General features: G+C 69.0%; 14 protein-coding genes. 7 read left to right on the top strand and 7 right to left on the bottom strand.

The window, feature by feature from the left end; all coding sequences use genetic code 11:
• Nucleotides 1–185: 185 nt before the first annotated feature.
• A complete protein-coding gene (locus T8K17_RS03675; RefSeq protein WP_322333153.1) occupies nt 186–1,241 on the top strand; it encodes a hypothetical protein in 1,056 nt (351 codons plus the stop codon).
• Nucleotides 1,242–1,429: 188 nt separating this feature from the next.
• On the opposite strand, the gene T8K17_RS03670 is transcribed toward T8K17_RS03675, so the two are convergent.
• Both T8K17_RS03670 and T8K17_RS03665 read right to left on the bottom strand, forming a co-directional pair.
• Entirely contained in the window at nt 1,430–2,002 is a 573-nt protein-coding gene (locus T8K17_RS03670; protein WP_322333152.1) for an ActR/PrrA/RegA family redox response regulator transcription factor, read from the bottom strand.
• A gap of 112 nt (nt 2,003–2,114) precedes the next feature.
• Nucleotides 2,115–3,428 (bottom strand): ActS/PrrB/RegB family redox-sensitive histidine kinase, encoded by a 1,314-nt coding sequence (locus T8K17_RS03665; protein WP_322333151.1) that lies wholly within the window; start codon nt 3,426–3,428, stop codon nt 2,115–2,117.
• A 95-nt stretch (nt 3,429–3,523) separates the two neighbouring features.
• On the opposite strand from T8K17_RS03665, the gene T8K17_RS03660 reads away from it, so the two are divergent.
• Nucleotides 3,524–4,282, top strand: coding sequence for an ABC transporter ATP-binding protein (locus tag T8K17_RS03660; protein ID WP_322333150.1), 759 nt, complete (start codon nt 3,524–3,526; stop codon nt 4,280–4,282).
• A complete protein-coding gene (locus T8K17_RS03655; protein ID WP_322333149.1) occupies nt 4,279–5,115 on the top strand; it encodes an ABC transporter permease in 837 nt (278 codons plus the stop codon). Before T8K17_RS03660 ends, T8K17_RS03655 begins: the two co-directional genes overlap by 4 nt.
• Before the next feature lie 92 nt (nt 5,116–5,207).
• Here the strand turns inward: T8K17_RS03655 and T8K17_RS03650 are convergent, their stop codons facing one another.
• Nucleotides 5,208–5,804 carry an NUDIX hydrolase gene (locus T8K17_RS03650; protein WP_322333148.1) on the bottom strand — a complete coding sequence of 199 codons (597 nt, stop codon included), beginning with the start codon at nt 5,802–5,804 and terminating at the stop codon, nt 5,208–5,210.
• Nucleotides 5,805–5,811: 7 nt separating this feature from the next.
• Nucleotides 5,812–6,858: a nicotinate-nucleotide--dimethylbenzimidazole phosphoribosyltransferase gene (cobT, locus tag T8K17_RS03645; protein ID WP_322333147.1), complete on the bottom strand. Its 1,047-nt coding sequence runs from the start codon at nt 6,856–6,858 to the stop codon at nt 5,812–5,814.
• A 99-nt stretch (nt 6,859–6,957) separates the two neighbouring features.
• On the opposite strand from cobT, the gene cobS reads away from it, so the two are divergent.
• Nucleotides 6,958–7,752: an adenosylcobinamide-GDP ribazoletransferase gene (gene cobS, locus T8K17_RS03640; RefSeq protein WP_322333146.1), complete on the top strand. Its 795-nt coding sequence runs from the start codon at nt 6,958–6,960 to the stop codon at nt 7,750–7,752.
• Nucleotides 7,753–7,761: 9 nt separating this feature from the next.
• The gene (locus tag T8K17_RS03635; protein WP_322333145.1) at nt 7,762–8,376 is read left to right on the top strand and encodes a histidine phosphatase family protein; all 615 of its coding nucleotides are present in this window, start codon (nt 7,762–7,764) and stop codon (nt 8,374–8,376) included.
• On the opposite strand, the gene T8K17_RS03630 is transcribed toward T8K17_RS03635, so the two are convergent.
• Nucleotides 8,351–9,112, bottom strand: coding sequence for a precorrin-6A/cobalt-precorrin-6A reductase (locus T8K17_RS03630; RefSeq protein WP_322333144.1), 762 nt, complete (start codon nt 9,110–9,112; stop codon nt 8,351–8,353). The two genes, T8K17_RS03635 and T8K17_RS03630, sit on opposite strands and share 26 nt — an antisense overlap.
• A gap of 133 nt (nt 9,113–9,245) precedes the next feature.
• Here T8K17_RS03630 and T8K17_RS03625 point away from each other — a divergent pair, with 133 nt between their 5' ends.
• Both T8K17_RS03625 and T8K17_RS03620 read left to right on the top strand, forming a co-directional pair.
• Nucleotides 9,246–9,833: an SCO family protein gene (locus tag T8K17_RS03625; protein WP_322333143.1), complete on the top strand. Its 588-nt coding sequence runs from the start codon at nt 9,246–9,248 to the stop codon at nt 9,831–9,833.
• 85 nt (nt 9,834–9,918) lie between these two features.
• Complete coding sequence (locus T8K17_RS03620; RefSeq protein ID WP_322333142.1) at nt 9,919–10,839, top strand: dihydrodipicolinate synthase family protein; 921 nt, start codon at nt 9,919–9,921, stop codon at nt 10,837–10,839.
• Between the two features lie 142 nt (nt 10,840–10,981).
• Here T8K17_RS03620 and T8K17_RS03615 read toward each other — a convergent pair whose 3' ends face one another.
• The gene (locus tag T8K17_RS03615) at nt 10,982–11,884 is read right to left on the bottom strand and encodes a DMT family transporter (protein ID WP_322333141.1); all 903 of its coding nucleotides are present in this window, start codon (nt 11,882–11,884) and stop codon (nt 10,982–10,984) included.
• Between the two features lie 37 nt (nt 11,885–11,921).
• Nucleotides 11,922–13,709, bottom strand: coding sequence for an SLC13 family permease (locus T8K17_RS03610; protein ID WP_322333140.1), 1,788 nt, complete (start codon nt 13,707–13,709; stop codon nt 11,922–11,924).
• Between the last annotated feature and the right edge of the window lie 111 nt (nt 13,710–13,820).

The following is a 13,820-nucleotide window of genomic DNA, read 5'->3' as shown; positions in this document are numbered from 1 at the left end:
TGGCGCTGAGCCAAACGCAAAACCGATCAAGAGGGCCGAGCCAGGAGTATCTCCTGCTCGATTACCTCCAGCGTCTCGGACGCAATCTCGATGGACGGATGGCGGTCCACATCCATCTTTCACGACTGCGTCCGCAGAACCGTCAGGAACATCACATTCGGATCGCTGCGGCGACGTTCGAGGGAATGACCAACAATTACGAGGGTCAGATCTTCATCCTCTCGAACATGGACCTGTTCTTCATCTGCAAGGACGCGGCGATCGAGGATATCGACGCCGCGATCATGAAGGTGCGCTACCTGTTCAGCGAGGATCCGCTGAGCCAGGGCGACGAGGAAGAGGACCTGGCGCGGTTCTGCACCTGGTACAATGTCGAGAGCCAGTACGACGAACTGCTCGACCTGGTGAAGTCCATGCACCGGGAGCGCGAGCGCAAGGCGCGGCTCGCCGTCGCCAGCGAGAAGGGCCAGCAGCGCTCCAAGGGCTCGCGCAAGGCGCTGGATCCGGAGCAGCTCGGCAAGCTGGAGAACTTCCTGCGCCGGGCGGACCTCTCCAACCTGATGCGCCGCCAGCCGATCTGCGCCATCACGCCGGGCAACATGAACCCGCAGCCGGTGTTCCGCGAGCTGTACATCTCGATCGCCGACCTGCAGCAGTCGGTGCTGCCGGAATTCGACCTGGCCTCGAACCTGTGGCTGTTCCAGCACCTGACCCAGACGCTGGACTCGCGGATGCTGTCCATGCTGGTGCGCAACGACGACACGTCGATCGCCAGCTCCTTCAGCATCAACCTGAACGTCGGCACCATCCTGTCTCCGCCGTTCCTGAACTTCGACAGTTCGCTGAAGGCGATCGCCCGCGGCACCGTGGTCATCGAGCTGCAGAAGATCGACATCTTCGGCGATATGGGCGCCTACATGTTCGCCCGCGACTTCATGCGCGAGCGCGGCTACCGCATCTGCCTCGACGGGCTGAACCACCTGACGCTGCAGTTCATAGACCGCGAGCGGCTGGGTCTCGACCTGCTGAAGCTGATCTGGTCGCCGGACATGGCCGACGACCTGTCGGGCAACCGCACCAGCGAGCTGAAGGAGCATATCGACCGCTGCGGCCGCGCCCGCATCATCCTGACCCGCTGCGACAGCGACGAGGCGATCCGCTTCGGCCAGTCGCTCGGCATCACGATGTATCAGGGCCGCTACGTCGACAAGCTGCTCACCCAGGAAAGCCGGGTGAGCTGAGAGGTTAGTTCCCTCTGCCTTCCTAATTCACCCCAATGTACTCCCCGGCCCTGTGCCGGGGTAAGGCACAGGATGAACCGGTCGTCGGCATCCTTGCGTCGAAGTGTCGAGCCCATACCGACCCTTACCCCGGCACAATCCCGGATTAAATCCGGGACGGGGAGTACGCTTATTCTATGTGGAACAGCTCAATCCCGCGGCGCGTGCTTGGCCAGGATCCGCTGCAGGGTGCGGCGGTGCATCTTCAGGCGGCGGGCGGTTTCCGACACGTTGCGGTCGCACTGCTCGTAGACCCGCTGGATATGCTCCCAGCGCACCCGGTCGGCCGACATCGGGTTCTCCGGCGGCGGCGGCAGCGCATCGGCGTGGTCCAGCAGCGCTGCCGTGATGGCGTCCGCGTCGGCCGGTTTCGGCAGGTAGTCGAGCACGCCGGCCTTCACCGCGGCGACCGCGCTGGCGATGTTGCCGTAGCCGGTCAGCATGATGATGCGGGCGTCGGCCCGGGCGTCGCGCAGGGCGGCGACGATGTCGAGCCCGTTGCCGTCTGACAGCCGCAGGTCGAGGATCGCATAGGCCGGGCGCTCGCGCCGGGCGATGCCGACCCCTTCCTCGACGGATTCCGCCAGGCGGACGTCGAAGCCGCGGCGTTCCATCGCCCGCCCCAGTCGGTTGCGCAGCGGCGCGTCGTCGTCGACGATCAGCAGGGTAACGTCCCCGCCGCTGGGCGCCGTCAGCGCTTTCTGTTCCGGTTGGTCAGCCATCGTCATGATGTCCGTATACGTTCCGGGCACCGGCGCGGATCAGCGACCGGTCTTTCGACCGTTTCTATAATGCGACACAGCCCATGACCAGCCCAATGGGTCCCGGCCCCGGTCACGACATGCTGATGACCCCGTCCGGCCAGCGGATGACGACCTGGGCGCCGCCCTCGCGCCGGTTGGCGAATTCGACCTGCGCCCCGGTACGGCCGAGCAGGGTGATCGCGATGAACACTCCCAAACCCATATGGCCGTCGCGGTTGCCGCGTCCGGAGACATAAGGCTCGCCCAGGCGGGTCAGCAGGGTGAGGGGGAAGCCTGGGCCGTCGTCCTCGATGGTGATGGTCAGGGCGCGCGGCCCCACCAGGATGGCCACCTCCACGGTGGCGGTGGCGAACTGCACCGCGTTCTGGATGAAGGCGCCGATGCCGTGCAGCAGTTCTGGGCTGGGCGCGACGGCCGGCACCTCGCGGCGCGGGGCGCCGTCGGCCAGGGTGTCGCGGTCCTGCACCTCCACGATCACCGCCACGTCCTCGCGCTGGTGCGGCGCCGCCGCCTGTTCCACCAGCAGGTCGATGGGGATGGCGGTGAACGGCTGGGCGGCGTCCGGGGTCGGATCGCGGCCGAGGCTCGCCAGGATCTCGCGGCAGCGCTGGCTTTCCGACAGCAGGAGCTGCACGTCCTCCGCTAGGTCGCTGTCCTTCGGCACTTCACGGGCCAGCTCCCGGGCGACCACGGCGATGGTGGCCAGCGGGGAGCCGAGCTCGTGGGCCGCCGCAGCGGCGATCCCGCCCATGGCGGCCATGCGCTGCTCTCGGGCGAGGGCCTGCTGGGTGGCGGCCAGGGCGGTGGAGAGCTGCCGCGCCTCCTCGGCCACCCACCAGGCATAGGCCGCGTTGAACACCAGGGCGATGACCAGGGCGCACCAGATCCCGGTGACGTAGAGTTCCGGCAGGACGAACCCGGCTTCGACCCAGGGCAGCGGCAGATGGCTCACGGTCAGCACCGACGCGCAGATCATCGCCAGCAGGCACAGGTTCACCGTGGACTTCCGCCCCAGGATGGTCGCCGACACCGTCACCGGCGCCAGCAGCATCAACGCAAAGGGGTTCTCCAGCCCGCCGGTCAGGTAGAGCAGCACCGAGAGCTGGAGGATGTCGAAGGCGAGATAGAAGGCGGCCTCGCCCTCGCGCAGCCGCTCGCGGCCGTCGCGGCGCATCTGCAGACGCAGGTTCAGCAGGGCGGAGACGGCGACCACGCCGAGGCTGGGGGCCATCGGCACGGGCGAGCCGAGACCGAAGGCGACCAGGACCAGGGCCGCGACCTGTCCGGCCAGGGCGACCCAGCGGATGACGACGAGGGTGCGGACGCTGACCGTGCGGGTGGTGACCGGGCGGCCGGGATCTAGGCTGTCATGGGCGAATGTCATTGCCGCAGAATGGCGCGGGCGCGCGGAACTTTCCAGACCGGCGTCGAGCGCCTATGTTCCTGCCTCCCACCGACTTTCCACCACCCGGTTCTAATATGCAGCCCGCTCTCGAAGTCAGGGATCTGACGAAGTCCTTCGGCCCGGTCCGCGCCGTCGACGGCATCTCCTTCTCCGTGCCTGCGGGCGCCACGGTCGCTCTGCTGGGCGGCAACGGGGCCGGCAAGACAACGACGATCTCCATGCTGCTCGGCCTGCTGCTGCCGACCTCCGGCGAGGTGCGGGCGCTGGGCCACGACTTGGTGAAGGATCGGTACGCGGTGCTGCACCGGATGAACTTCTCCTCGCCCTATGTGGAGCTGCCGCACCGGCTGACCGTCGGGCAGAACCTGACCGTCTATGCCGAGCTCTACGGCATCGCCGACGCCAAGGGACGGGTCGCCGAGCTGGCCGACCGGCTGCACATCGCCGACCTGATGGACCGTCCGGCGGGCAAGCTCTCGGCCGGGCAGAAGACCCGCGTGGCACTGGCCAAGGCGCTGGTGAACCATCCGGACCTGCTGCTGCTGGACGAGCCGACCGCCTCGCTGGACCCGGACACCGGCGACTGGGTGCGCCGCTATCTGGAGGAATACCGGGCCGACACCGGGGCCACGATCCTGCTCGCCTCCCACAACATGGCCGAGGTCGAGCGGCTCTGCGACAGCGTGCTGATGCTGCGGGCCGGCAAGATCGTCGACCAGGGCAGCCCGAACGACCTTCTGTCGAAATACGGACGACGCACCATGGAAGACGTGTTCCTCGACATCGCCCGCGACCGCCGGGCCGAGACGGCCGCCGAAGAGGTGCAGGCATGAGTCTGTCCGCGTCCTCCGCCCGCCGGGTGACCGGCCCGGCCGCCTCCGCCCGCCGGATCGCCGCCATGGTGCGGCGCTACTGGTACCTGATCCGCGGGTCCTGGCCGCGTTTGGCCGAGCTCGCCTACTGGCCGACGGTGCAGATGATCCTGTGGGGGCTGGTGTCCCAGTTCTTCATGACCCAGTCGAGCTGGCTGGCCCAGGCCGGCGGCGTGCTGATCGCCGGCGTGCTGCTCTGGGACCTGCTGTTCCGGGGACAGATCGGCTTCACCATCTGCTTCCTGGAGGAGATGTGGTCGCGCAACCTCGGCCATCTCTTCGTCAGCCCGCTGCGGCCCTGGGAGCTGGTGGCGGCGCTGATCACCATGAGTGCGATCCGCACGGTGCTGGGCGGCGTGTTCGCGGCGGTCATCGCCATCCTGCTCTACGAGTTTTCAATCTTCGATCTGGGGCTGCCGCTGTTGGCCTTCTTCCTCGTGCTGATGGGGATGGGCTGGGGCATCGGCATGGTGATCACCGCCGTGGTGCTCCGCGCCGGCCTGGGGGCGGAGTCGCTGGCCTGGGTGGCGATGTTCGCCCTGGCGCCGATCAGTGCCGTGTACTACCCGGTCGACACCCTGCCGGAAGCGGTCCGCTGGCTCGCCTGGCTGACCCCTTCGGCCCATGTGTTCGAGGGCATGCGGGCGCTGATGGTGGAGGACGTGTTCCGCTGGGATCTGTTCGGCCGCGCTGTGCTGCTGGACGTGGTCTATCTGGGGATCGGCAGCGCGGTCTTCGCCTGGGCCTTCGGCAAGGCGCGGGAAGAGGGCAAGCTGCTGCAGACGGGGGAGTAGGGGGCGGTCAACGCCTCGTCATCCTGATGCAAATCAGGATCTGCGGTGCACTGAGGCTGTCGGCTTGGTCCTGATTTGCATCAGGATGACGGTTACGCCCCGATCATCCTCGCCGCTGCCGGGTGGCTGGCGAAGGCCGTGCGCGCGACATCGCGGGCGAGAAGCAGGTTGGCGATGTGCAGCCCGTGGGCCTTGCGGTCGCCGCTCAGGATCTCGCGCAGGGTTTCCGCCGGATCGGCCACGACGACGGCGATGGTCTCGCCATCGTCCAGCTTCTGGGCGCCGGTCGGCGTCACGCCCACCGCCAGATAGGCGTGGCAGGTGTTGTTCGCCGTTGCCGGGTTCGACCAGAAGGTCGGCAGGGTGACCCACTGCCCGCCCTCGTAGCCGGTCTCCTCCAGCAGCTCGCGCGGCATGGCTTCGGCCGGATCCTCGCCCGGCTCGACGGTGCCGGACGGCAGGCCGCGCACGATCTCGCCGGCCGCGTGACGGTATTCCTCGACCAGGACCAGGTCGCCCGCCTCCGTCAGTGCGACGACCATGCACCAGTCGTTGAACTCGATCACATGATAGGGGTCGAGGATGTTGCCGCGCTCGGTGACGCAGCGGTCCATGCGGTGGCGCAGGAAGCGGTCGGCGTATTCGATCCGGCTGCCTTCCACCGTCCAGGGCGCGGGCTTCGCGGTCATGGCGGGCTCAGTGCGGCTTGGAGGACGCGGCCGTGGACACCCCGGCCGAGGCAAAGGTCGCCATGCCGGCATGGCACTCGGCGGCCGCCTTCAGGATGCCGATGGCGAGCGTCGCCCCGCTGCCCTCGCCGAGGCGCATGCCGAAATCGAACAGCGGCTCCTTGTCGATGATCTGCAGCAGCTTGGCGTGGCCCGGCTCGACCGAGCGGTGGGCGACGATGCAGTGGTCCAGCGCCTTGGGATCGACCTTCCACAGGACGGCGGCGGCCACGGTGCAGGCGAAGCCGTCCAGCACGACCGGCGTGCGGGCGAGGCGGGCGGCCATCACCGCGCCGGCGATCGCCGCCAGCTCCAGCCCGCCGAGCGCGGCCAGCTTTTCCAGCGGATCGGTCAGGTGCGCGTGCTTGGCGACCCCTTCGGCCACCACGTCGGTCTTGCGTGCCAGCGCATCGCCGGTCACCCCGGTGCCGCGGCCGACCCAGTCGGAGACCTCGCCGCCGAACAGGGCACAGGCCAGGGCCGCCGCCGAGGTGGTGTTGGCGATCCCCATCTCGCCCAGGCACAGCACGTCGAGATTGGGTTCCACCGCCATCATGCCGTAGGCCATCGCCCGGGCGCAGGCACCCTCGTCCATGGCCGGGCCCTGGGTGAAGTCCTGGGTCGGCTGGTCCAGCGCCATCTCGTAGACCCGCAGGTCGGCGTCGAACGCCTGGCAGAGCTGGTTCACCGCCGCGCCGCCGGCGATGAAGTTCTGCACCATCTGTTCCGTGACCTCGGCCGGATAGGCCGACACGCCCCGTGCGGCGACGCCGTGGTTGGCGGCGAAGACGGCGGTGCGCGGGTGGCGCATCTCCGGCGGATGGCGACCCTGCCAGGTGGCGAGCCAGCTCGCCAGTTCCTCCAGACGCCCCAGGGAGCCGCGCGGTTTGGTCAGCTGCGCCTCGCGCTCCGCCGTGGCGGTGGCGGCCTCCAGATCGGGGCCCGGCAGTTCCCTGAACAGGGCGCGGATCTCGTCGAGCGAGGCGTCGGCGGGGTCGAAACCGGTCTTGGACATGGAACCTCGAGTGGGACCTCGTTTGGGGCCACGGTTGTTGCAACGTCGGGCGAAGGCTATACCCGCTCGACCGATGTGACGCAAAGCGAGACCATCGACATGAACGATACCTCCCCTCCGGATGTCCCGGGGTCCGGCGCCCCGACCGGCCGCTGGATCGACGAGCTTGGCCTTGTCACCGTGTTTCTGAGCCGGCTGCCCTGGCCGCGGCCGATCCGCGATCCCCGTCCGCTGATGGCGGCGGCCTGGGCCTTCCCCCTGATCGGCGCGGTGATCGGGCTGATCGGCGGCGTCGCCTTCGCGGTGGCCGACACCGCCGGCCTGCCGTCGGGCGTCTGCGCCCTGATAGCGCTCGCCGCCGCAGCCCTGGCCAGCGGCGCGCTGCACGAGGACGGGCTGGCCGATCTGGTCGACGGGTTCGGCGGCCGCGATCCCGAGGCCAAGCGCCGGATCATGCGGGACAGCCGCATCGGCAGCTACGGTGTGCTGGCGCTGATCCTCGCGGTCGGGCTGAAGGCGTCGGCTCTGGCGGCGATGGATGCCGACACCGCCGTGCTGGCGATGATTGCGACCCATGCCGTCGCCCGCGGAGTCCTGCCTGGACTCGCCCGTGCCGTACCCTTCGCGCCGGGAGACGGTCTCGGCCGATCCGCCGGTCGTCCGGGGTTGCCCGGGGCGCTCTGGGCGCTCGGCATCGCCACCGCCGTCGCCCTGTTCGTCCTGCCTGCCGGGATCGGGCTCGCCGCCGCCATCGCCGCGATCGTCGCCGCCGTGCTGATCGGCGCGCTCGCCCGGCGGCAGATCGGCGGCCTGACCGGCGACGTGCTGGGAGCGGCGGAACAGGTCGCGGAAGTCGCCGCCCTGGCGGCCCTGTCCGCCTATCTCGCAGCCTGAGGAGAGACTATGCCCACGCCGACCCGCTGGTGGCTCGTCCGCCACGCCCCTGTCATCAACCCCGACAATTCCATCTACGGCCAGATCGACCTGGATTGCGACGTGGCCGACGACAAGGTGTTCTCCTCCGTCGCGCGGTTGCTGCCGAAGAAGGCCCTGTGGCTGCAGAGCCCGCTCGCCCGCACCCGCAAGACCGCGGCGGCCCTGAAGGCGGCCGGCGCCCAAGGGCCGGAGCCGGTCGACGAGAAGCGGCTGATGGAACAGCATTTCGGCGACTGGCAGGGCGGCAACCGTCAGGAGATCCGCGATCGCCATCCGGAGGCCTATCGCCGGTTCTGGCTCGCCCCGGCCGACGAGCGGGCGCCGAACGGCGAGAGTTTCGTCGACGTGGTCGGCCGGGTCGGTGCGGCCCTGGACGAGTGGAGCGAAAAGCAGCCGGGCGGGGACGTGGTGGCGGTCATGCATGGCGGCTCGATCCGGGCGGCGCTCTCCCATGCCCTGTCGCTCGCCCCGGCGCGGGCGCTGTCCTTTCACGTCGAGACGGTGTCGGTGACGCGGGTTGACCTGTACCCGGACGGTCAGTCCGCGGTGGTCTTCGTCAACGCCACTCCCTGGCGGTTCTGAGGTAGTCCGGCGGGTTCAGGATCGAATCCACCCAGTCGAGGGTCACGTCGACGGACCGGGCCGGCACCTCGCCGCGCTCGAGCGGCGGGCGGATCATCACGATCGGCAGGTCGAGGCTGCGGGCGGCGCGAACCAGCGGCGCGTCGGTCTCGGCGCCGGTCGCCCGCATCACCACGGCCTGGGCCTCGGTGCGGCGCAGCAGCAGGGTGTCGCCGGCCAGGCTGTAGGGCGGGGCGGCGAGGATCGGCTCGAACCGGGGCGGCAGGGACCAGCCGACCGGCATCCGCACAAGACGGGTGGGAAAGCGCAGGCCGCCGACAGGGGCGAAGGCGGCCACGTCGCGGGGCGGCAGCCAGAGCAGGGCGGTCCGCGCGACCGAGGCGATGGCGCCCACCGCTCCCTGCAGATCCCGGACCTCCACCCAGCGGTCGAGCGGGTGACGCTCCCAGCCGCGCGGCCGGAAGCTGAGCCGGGGGATCGACGCGCGCCGGGTCGCGTCCCGCACGGCGCGGACCGTCCGCCGCGCGAACGGGTCCAGGGCGTCGATCACCGCCGCGGCCTCGCCGATCTCCGTGTCGCCGATCCGGTCGACCAGGCAGCCGCGCGGCGGCCGGGCGCCACCATGGAGGGTGACGCGCAGGGTCGCCTGCGGTCCGAAATGCTCGGCGAGCCGCTCGGCCAGGCGCGTGCCCTCGGCGGTGCCGACGAAGATCCGCAGGGTGTTCGGATCGCTCATGGCGACAGCCTACGGCCCCGCGCGGCCTGCGGCAATTCCGCCGGGCGGGGGCGGCCCGTCTTTGACGTGGGCCCCGGTCTCCCATATGACCGGAACCTAGCCGACAATCCGCGACCCGCCGAAGGGTGATCCCATGTCCTCCCGCGTCTTCTTCTTCGTCGTCACCCTGCTCGTCGCGACCCTGGTCGGGACGGTCACCGCCGGCTACTTCATCTGGCAGGCCAAGGACGGCGACGTCGATGTGGGCGGCCCCTTCACCCTGACCGATCAGACCGGCAGGCAGGTCACCGAGAAGACCTACGAGGGCACGTGGCAGGTCGTGTTCTTCGGCTACACCTACTGCCCGGACGTCTGCCCGACGACGATGGCGACCGTCACGACAGCGATGGATGAACTCGGACCGCTGGCGGAGAAGGTCACGCCGATCTTCATCACGATCGACCCCGAGCGCGACACCCCCGAGCAGCTCGCCGGCTATCACGAGTACTTCCACCCGAGCTTCGCCATGCTGACCGGCACCGAGGAGCAGATCGCCAAGGTGGCCCGCGAGTTCCGGGTCTATTACGCCAAGGCCAAGGACGACAGCGCGTCGGACTATCTGATGGACCACTCCTCCATCACCTATCTGCTCGACCCGAACGGCAAGTACGTCACCCATTTCAGCCACGGCATCTCGCCGGAGAAGATGGCGGAGACCCTGCGCAAGCAGATCGAGGGCTAAACTGCGGAGAGCCGCGCGGGACGGCTTGATTGCCGCAAGGGCGCGCAATATGGTCGGCGCTCAACATACCGCCCGGAGGAAACCGATGAGCGAGCGCATCAAAGGCGTGATGGCCGCAGGCCTGACCGCGTTCAACGACGATCTGTCGATCGATGTCCAGGGCACCCTGGATCACAGCAAATGGCTGCTCGCGAATGGCTGCGACGGGGTGCTGCTGTTCGGCACCACGGGCGAGGCCAACTCGCTCTCCCTGAAGGAGCGCCTGGACTTCCTCGACGTGCTGGGCGGTTCCGGCATGCCGATGAACAAGCTGATGATCGGCACCGGCTGCTGCGCCCTGCCGGACACCGTCGAGCTGACCAAGAAGACCCTGGAGATCGGCATCGAGTCGGCGCTGATGCTGCCGCCGTTCTACTACAAGAACCCGAGCGACGACGGCCTGTTCGCCCATTTCGCCCGGGTGATCGAGGCGGTCGGCGACGACCGGATGAAGGTCTATCTCTACCACTTCCCGCAGATGTCGGCGGTGCCGTTCAGCCACGACCTGATCGGCCGGTTCCTGAAGGAATTCCCGGGCGTGTTCTGCGGCATCAAGGACAGCTCCGGCGACTTCGCCAACATGAAGGCGATGGCCGAGACCTTCGACGGTTTCGACGTCTTCGCCGGTACCGAGCGCTACCTGCTCGACACCCTGAAGGCCGGCGGCGTCGGCACGATCACCGCGACCGGCAACTGCACCTCGTCGCTCTGCGGCGCGGTTTATGCCGCCTGGAAGGCAGGCGCGCCGGACATGGAGGGCCTGCAGGAGCAGCTCACCGCCCAGCGCCTGGCGCTGCAGAACTACCCGGCCGCGGCCGGCCTGAAGGAGCTGCTGGCCCGCGAGAGCGGCAAGGCCTCCTGGCGCAACGTGCGGGCCCCGTTCCTGCCGCTGCCGAAGGAAAAGGCCGATGCGCTCGTCGCCGACATGGCGAAGGTGAACTGGCAGCTTCCGGCCCTGGCGGCGTAAGGGGCACTCCCTTACCCGCGTCTCCCCGGCCGCGCGCCGAGGTGCAGAACAACAACGGGCTGGAGCGTTCGGGAATAGAGCCCGATCGCTCCGGCACGCGCTCTCTCCCGGTCCCGGCCAAGGGCGGGGAGACGTGGGGAGGTTACGAGGGTGTCTCGGCCCGCGTCGTGCGGTTGACCAGGTACACCCCGGCGAAGACCAGCACTACCGTCGCCCAGAGCCAGGGCGACGGCACCTCGCCGAAGATCGCGTATCCCCAGAACAGTCCCGACACGTTCACCACGTAGCTGACCTGACTCAGATAGACGGGGCCGGACCGCTCGTTGATCTCGAAATACATGATGTAGGCGACGCAGGTGATGACGATCTGGCCGGTCATCGCCAGGTCGTGCGGCGTGAGGCCCTCGGCGAACAGCGGATGGAACGTCCCGGTCGCCAGCATGATCGGCAGGCTGGTCACCGAGGCCGTCGCCATCATCCCCAGGGCCGCCGCCAGGGACGACGTGCCGGCCGGCCGCAGCCGCGCGGCCAGGATCCCGTTGGTCGCGTAGAACACCGGGGTCAGCAGGCCGAACAGCACCCAGCCCGCCATGTCGGCGCTGGGCAGGCTCGAATCCGGCACCACCAGGAACAGCACGCCGATCAGACCCAGCGTCAGTCCCGCCAGCGCCATCGGCTGGAAGCGCTGCAGACCCGTGGACACCGCCAGGGCGAAGGTCAGCATCGGCACCGTCGTCACCAGGGTGGAGATGATTCCCGCCGGTACATGCAGGGCGGTGGTCACGATCGTCAGGCTCGGCAGCACGGTGCCGACCAGGCCGGTGGCGCCGTAGAGCAGCAGGTGGCGGCGGCTCGTCGGCACCGTCACGCCCGCGCGGCGGCAGATGACGAACAGGAACAGGGTCGCCCCCGTCGTCTGCATCCAGACATAGGCGAGCGGATGGATGCCGCCCAGCACCACCGTCTTCGACAGCGAAAAGGACAGCCCCCAGAGATTGCCCAGGATCAGCATGAGCACCAGGGGGAGATGCCGGGCGGGGATCACGGGGCGGTCGCTATCGTGGAAAGCCGGGCCGGGGCGGTCAGGTGAACGGCCAGAACCAGGGAATCAGCCAGACCCCGATCACCACCAGCAGGACTTCCAGCGGCAGGCCCATGCGCCAATAGTCGCCGAACTTGTAACCCCCCGGTCCCATGACCAGCAGGTTGTTCTGGTGACCGATGGGGGTCAGGAAGGCGCTGGACGCGCCCACCGCCACGGCCATCAGCATCGGGTCCGGATTCACGTTGATCGCCGCGGCGAGCCCGACGGACACCGGCGCCATGACCACGGCCGTGGCGGCATTGTTCATGATGTCGCTCAGCGTCATGGTCAGGATCAGCACCACCGCCAGGATCAGGTGCGGATCGGCACTCCACGCGACCGCGGCGATGGCGCCGGCCAGCACGTTGGCGGCACCGGTGGTCTCCAGCGCGCCGCCGACGGGGATCATGGCGGCCAGCAGCACGATCACCTGCCAGTCGATCGCCTCGTAGACCTCGCGCATGGTCAGGCCCCGCAGGAAGACCAGGCCCACCACGGCGGCGGTCAGGGCGACGGCGGCCGGGATGACGTTGGTCACGGTCGCGACGATGGCCGCGGCGAAGAGCAGGATGGGCACCAGCGCCCGGCGCGGCTCCAGCGACAGGTTGCGGTAGGCCAGGGGCAGGCAGCCCAGGGCGCGGACGGTGTCGTTGATCTGGTCGCGCGCACCCTGCAGCAGCAGCACGTCGCCGGCCTGGAAGCGGGCGTCGCGCAGCCGCGAGCGGATCGGCGCGCCCGAGCGGGCGATGGCCAGCAGGTTGATGCCGTAGCGCGCCCGCAGGGTCACCAGCGCCGGCGTGCGTCCCTCCAGCCAGGAGCGCGGGGTGACCACGGCTTCGACGATCGCCAGGGCGTCGGTGTCGATCGGGCTTTCCCCGTCCTCGGTCTTCAGGTCTTTAGCGGCGACCATCTTGAAGCCGGCGGCCACCATCTCCTCGATGGACTCGGTGTCGCCATGGACCAGGACGACGTCGCCGACCTCGAGCTTGGCGATATGCAGCCGGCGGATGACCCGGTTGCGGCCGCGCACGATGCCGTCGAACTGCGGCGGGTTCTCCAACTCCTGGGTGATCTCGTCGATCGTCTTGCCGACGACCTTGCCCTCCTTCGGCACCACCAGTTCGGTCAGGTAGCTGTCGATATCGAACGGCGCGTCCCCCTCCGCCCGGCCCTGGCTGGAGGACGGAATCAACCGCCAGCCCACCAGGGTGAGGAACAGGATCCCGGCGACCGCCATCGGCAGGCCCGTCCAGGCGAAGTCGAACAGCTCGAACCCTTCGCCGGTGACCCGCTGGCGATACTGGGCGATCAGCACGTTGGGCGGCGTGCCGATGAGGGTGACCAGGCCGCCGAGGATGGTGGCGAAGGACAGCGGCATCAGGATCAGCGACGCCGAATAGCCGGTCCGCTTGGCCATGGAGAGGGCCACGGGCATCAGCAGGGCGAGCGCGCCCACATTGTTCATGAAGCCTGACATCGCGCCGCCCAGGGTCGACAGCGCCGCCATCTGGGTCAGCCGGGTCGAGGCGAAGCGCTCCACCCCGGCGGCAATCAGGTCGACGACGCCGGAGCGGGCGAGCGCCGAGGACAGCGCCAGGACCGCGGCGACGGTGATCACCGCCGGATGGCCGAACCCCTTGAACGCGTCCCCCGGTTCGACGATGCCGATGAAGACCGAGGCCATCAGGGCCAGCATGGCGACGGCGTCGACCCGCCAGCGCCCCCAGATGAAAAGGACGACCACGACGGCGAGAAGCGACAGGGTGGAGATCTGGTCGACGGTCATGGGCGGAGGATCCGGCGGCGGCGCCGCGTTGCGGGAAGGTAATGCCTCCTCGGAATTTCCGTTGGGGCATTAATCCTTTGTTTACATAGGTCTGTTTATCTTATTCGAGCA

The organism is Thalassobaculum sp. OXR-137, from assembly GCF_034377285.1.
In the GTDB taxonomy this organism is placed as follows: domain Bacteria; phylum Pseudomonadota; class Alphaproteobacteria; order Thalassobaculales; family Thalassobaculaceae; genus Thalassobaculum.
This window is presented reverse-complemented; position numbering and strand designations above follow the sequence as displayed.

Coding starts and splice junctions, on each gene's coding strand:
- T8K17_RS03670 (WP_322333152.1), bottom strand. CDS start 2,002: ATGGCTGACCAACCGGAACAGAAAGCGCTGACGGCGCCCAGCGGCGGG.
- T8K17_RS03610 (WP_322333140.1), bottom strand. CDS start 13,709: ATGACCGTCGACCAGATCTCCACCCTGTCGCTTCTCGCCGTCGTGGTC.
- T8K17_RS03655 (WP_322333149.1), top strand. CDS start 4,279: ATGAGTCTGTCCGCGTCCTCCGCCCGCCGGGTGACCGGCCCGGCCGCC.
- cobS (WP_322333146.1), top strand. CDS start 6,958: ATGAACGATACCTCCCCTCCGGATGTCCCGGGGTCCGGCGCCCCGACC.
- T8K17_RS03660 (WP_322333150.1), top strand. CDS start 3,524: ATGCAGCCCGCTCTCGAAGTCAGGGATCTGACGAAGTCCTTCGGCCCG.
- T8K17_RS03630 (WP_322333144.1), bottom strand. CDS start 9,112: ATGAGCGATCCGAACACCCTGCGGATCTTCGTCGGCACCGCCGAGGGC.
- cobT (WP_322333147.1), bottom strand. CDS start 6,858: ATGTCCAAGACCGGTTTCGACCCCGCCGACGCCTCGCTCGACGAGATC.
- T8K17_RS03675 (WP_322333153.1), top strand. CDS start 186: ATGACCAACAATTACGAGGGTCAGATCTTCATCCTCTCGAACATGGAC.
- T8K17_RS03635 (WP_322333145.1), top strand. CDS start 7,762: ATGCCCACGCCGACCCGCTGGTGGCTCGTCCGCCACGCCCCTGTCATC.
- T8K17_RS03665 (WP_322333151.1), bottom strand. CDS start 3,428: ATGACATTCGCCCATGACAGCCTAGATCCCGGCCGCCCGGTCACCACC.
- T8K17_RS03620 (WP_322333142.1), top strand. CDS start 9,919: ATGAGCGAGCGCATCAAAGGCGTGATGGCCGCAGGCCTGACCGCGTTC.
- T8K17_RS03625 (WP_322333143.1), top strand. CDS start 9,246: ATGTCCTCCCGCGTCTTCTTCTTCGTCGTCACCCTGCTCGTCGCGACC.
- T8K17_RS03650 (WP_322333148.1), bottom strand. CDS start 5,804: ATGACCGCGAAGCCCGCGCCCTGGACGGTGGAAGGCAGCCGGATCGAA.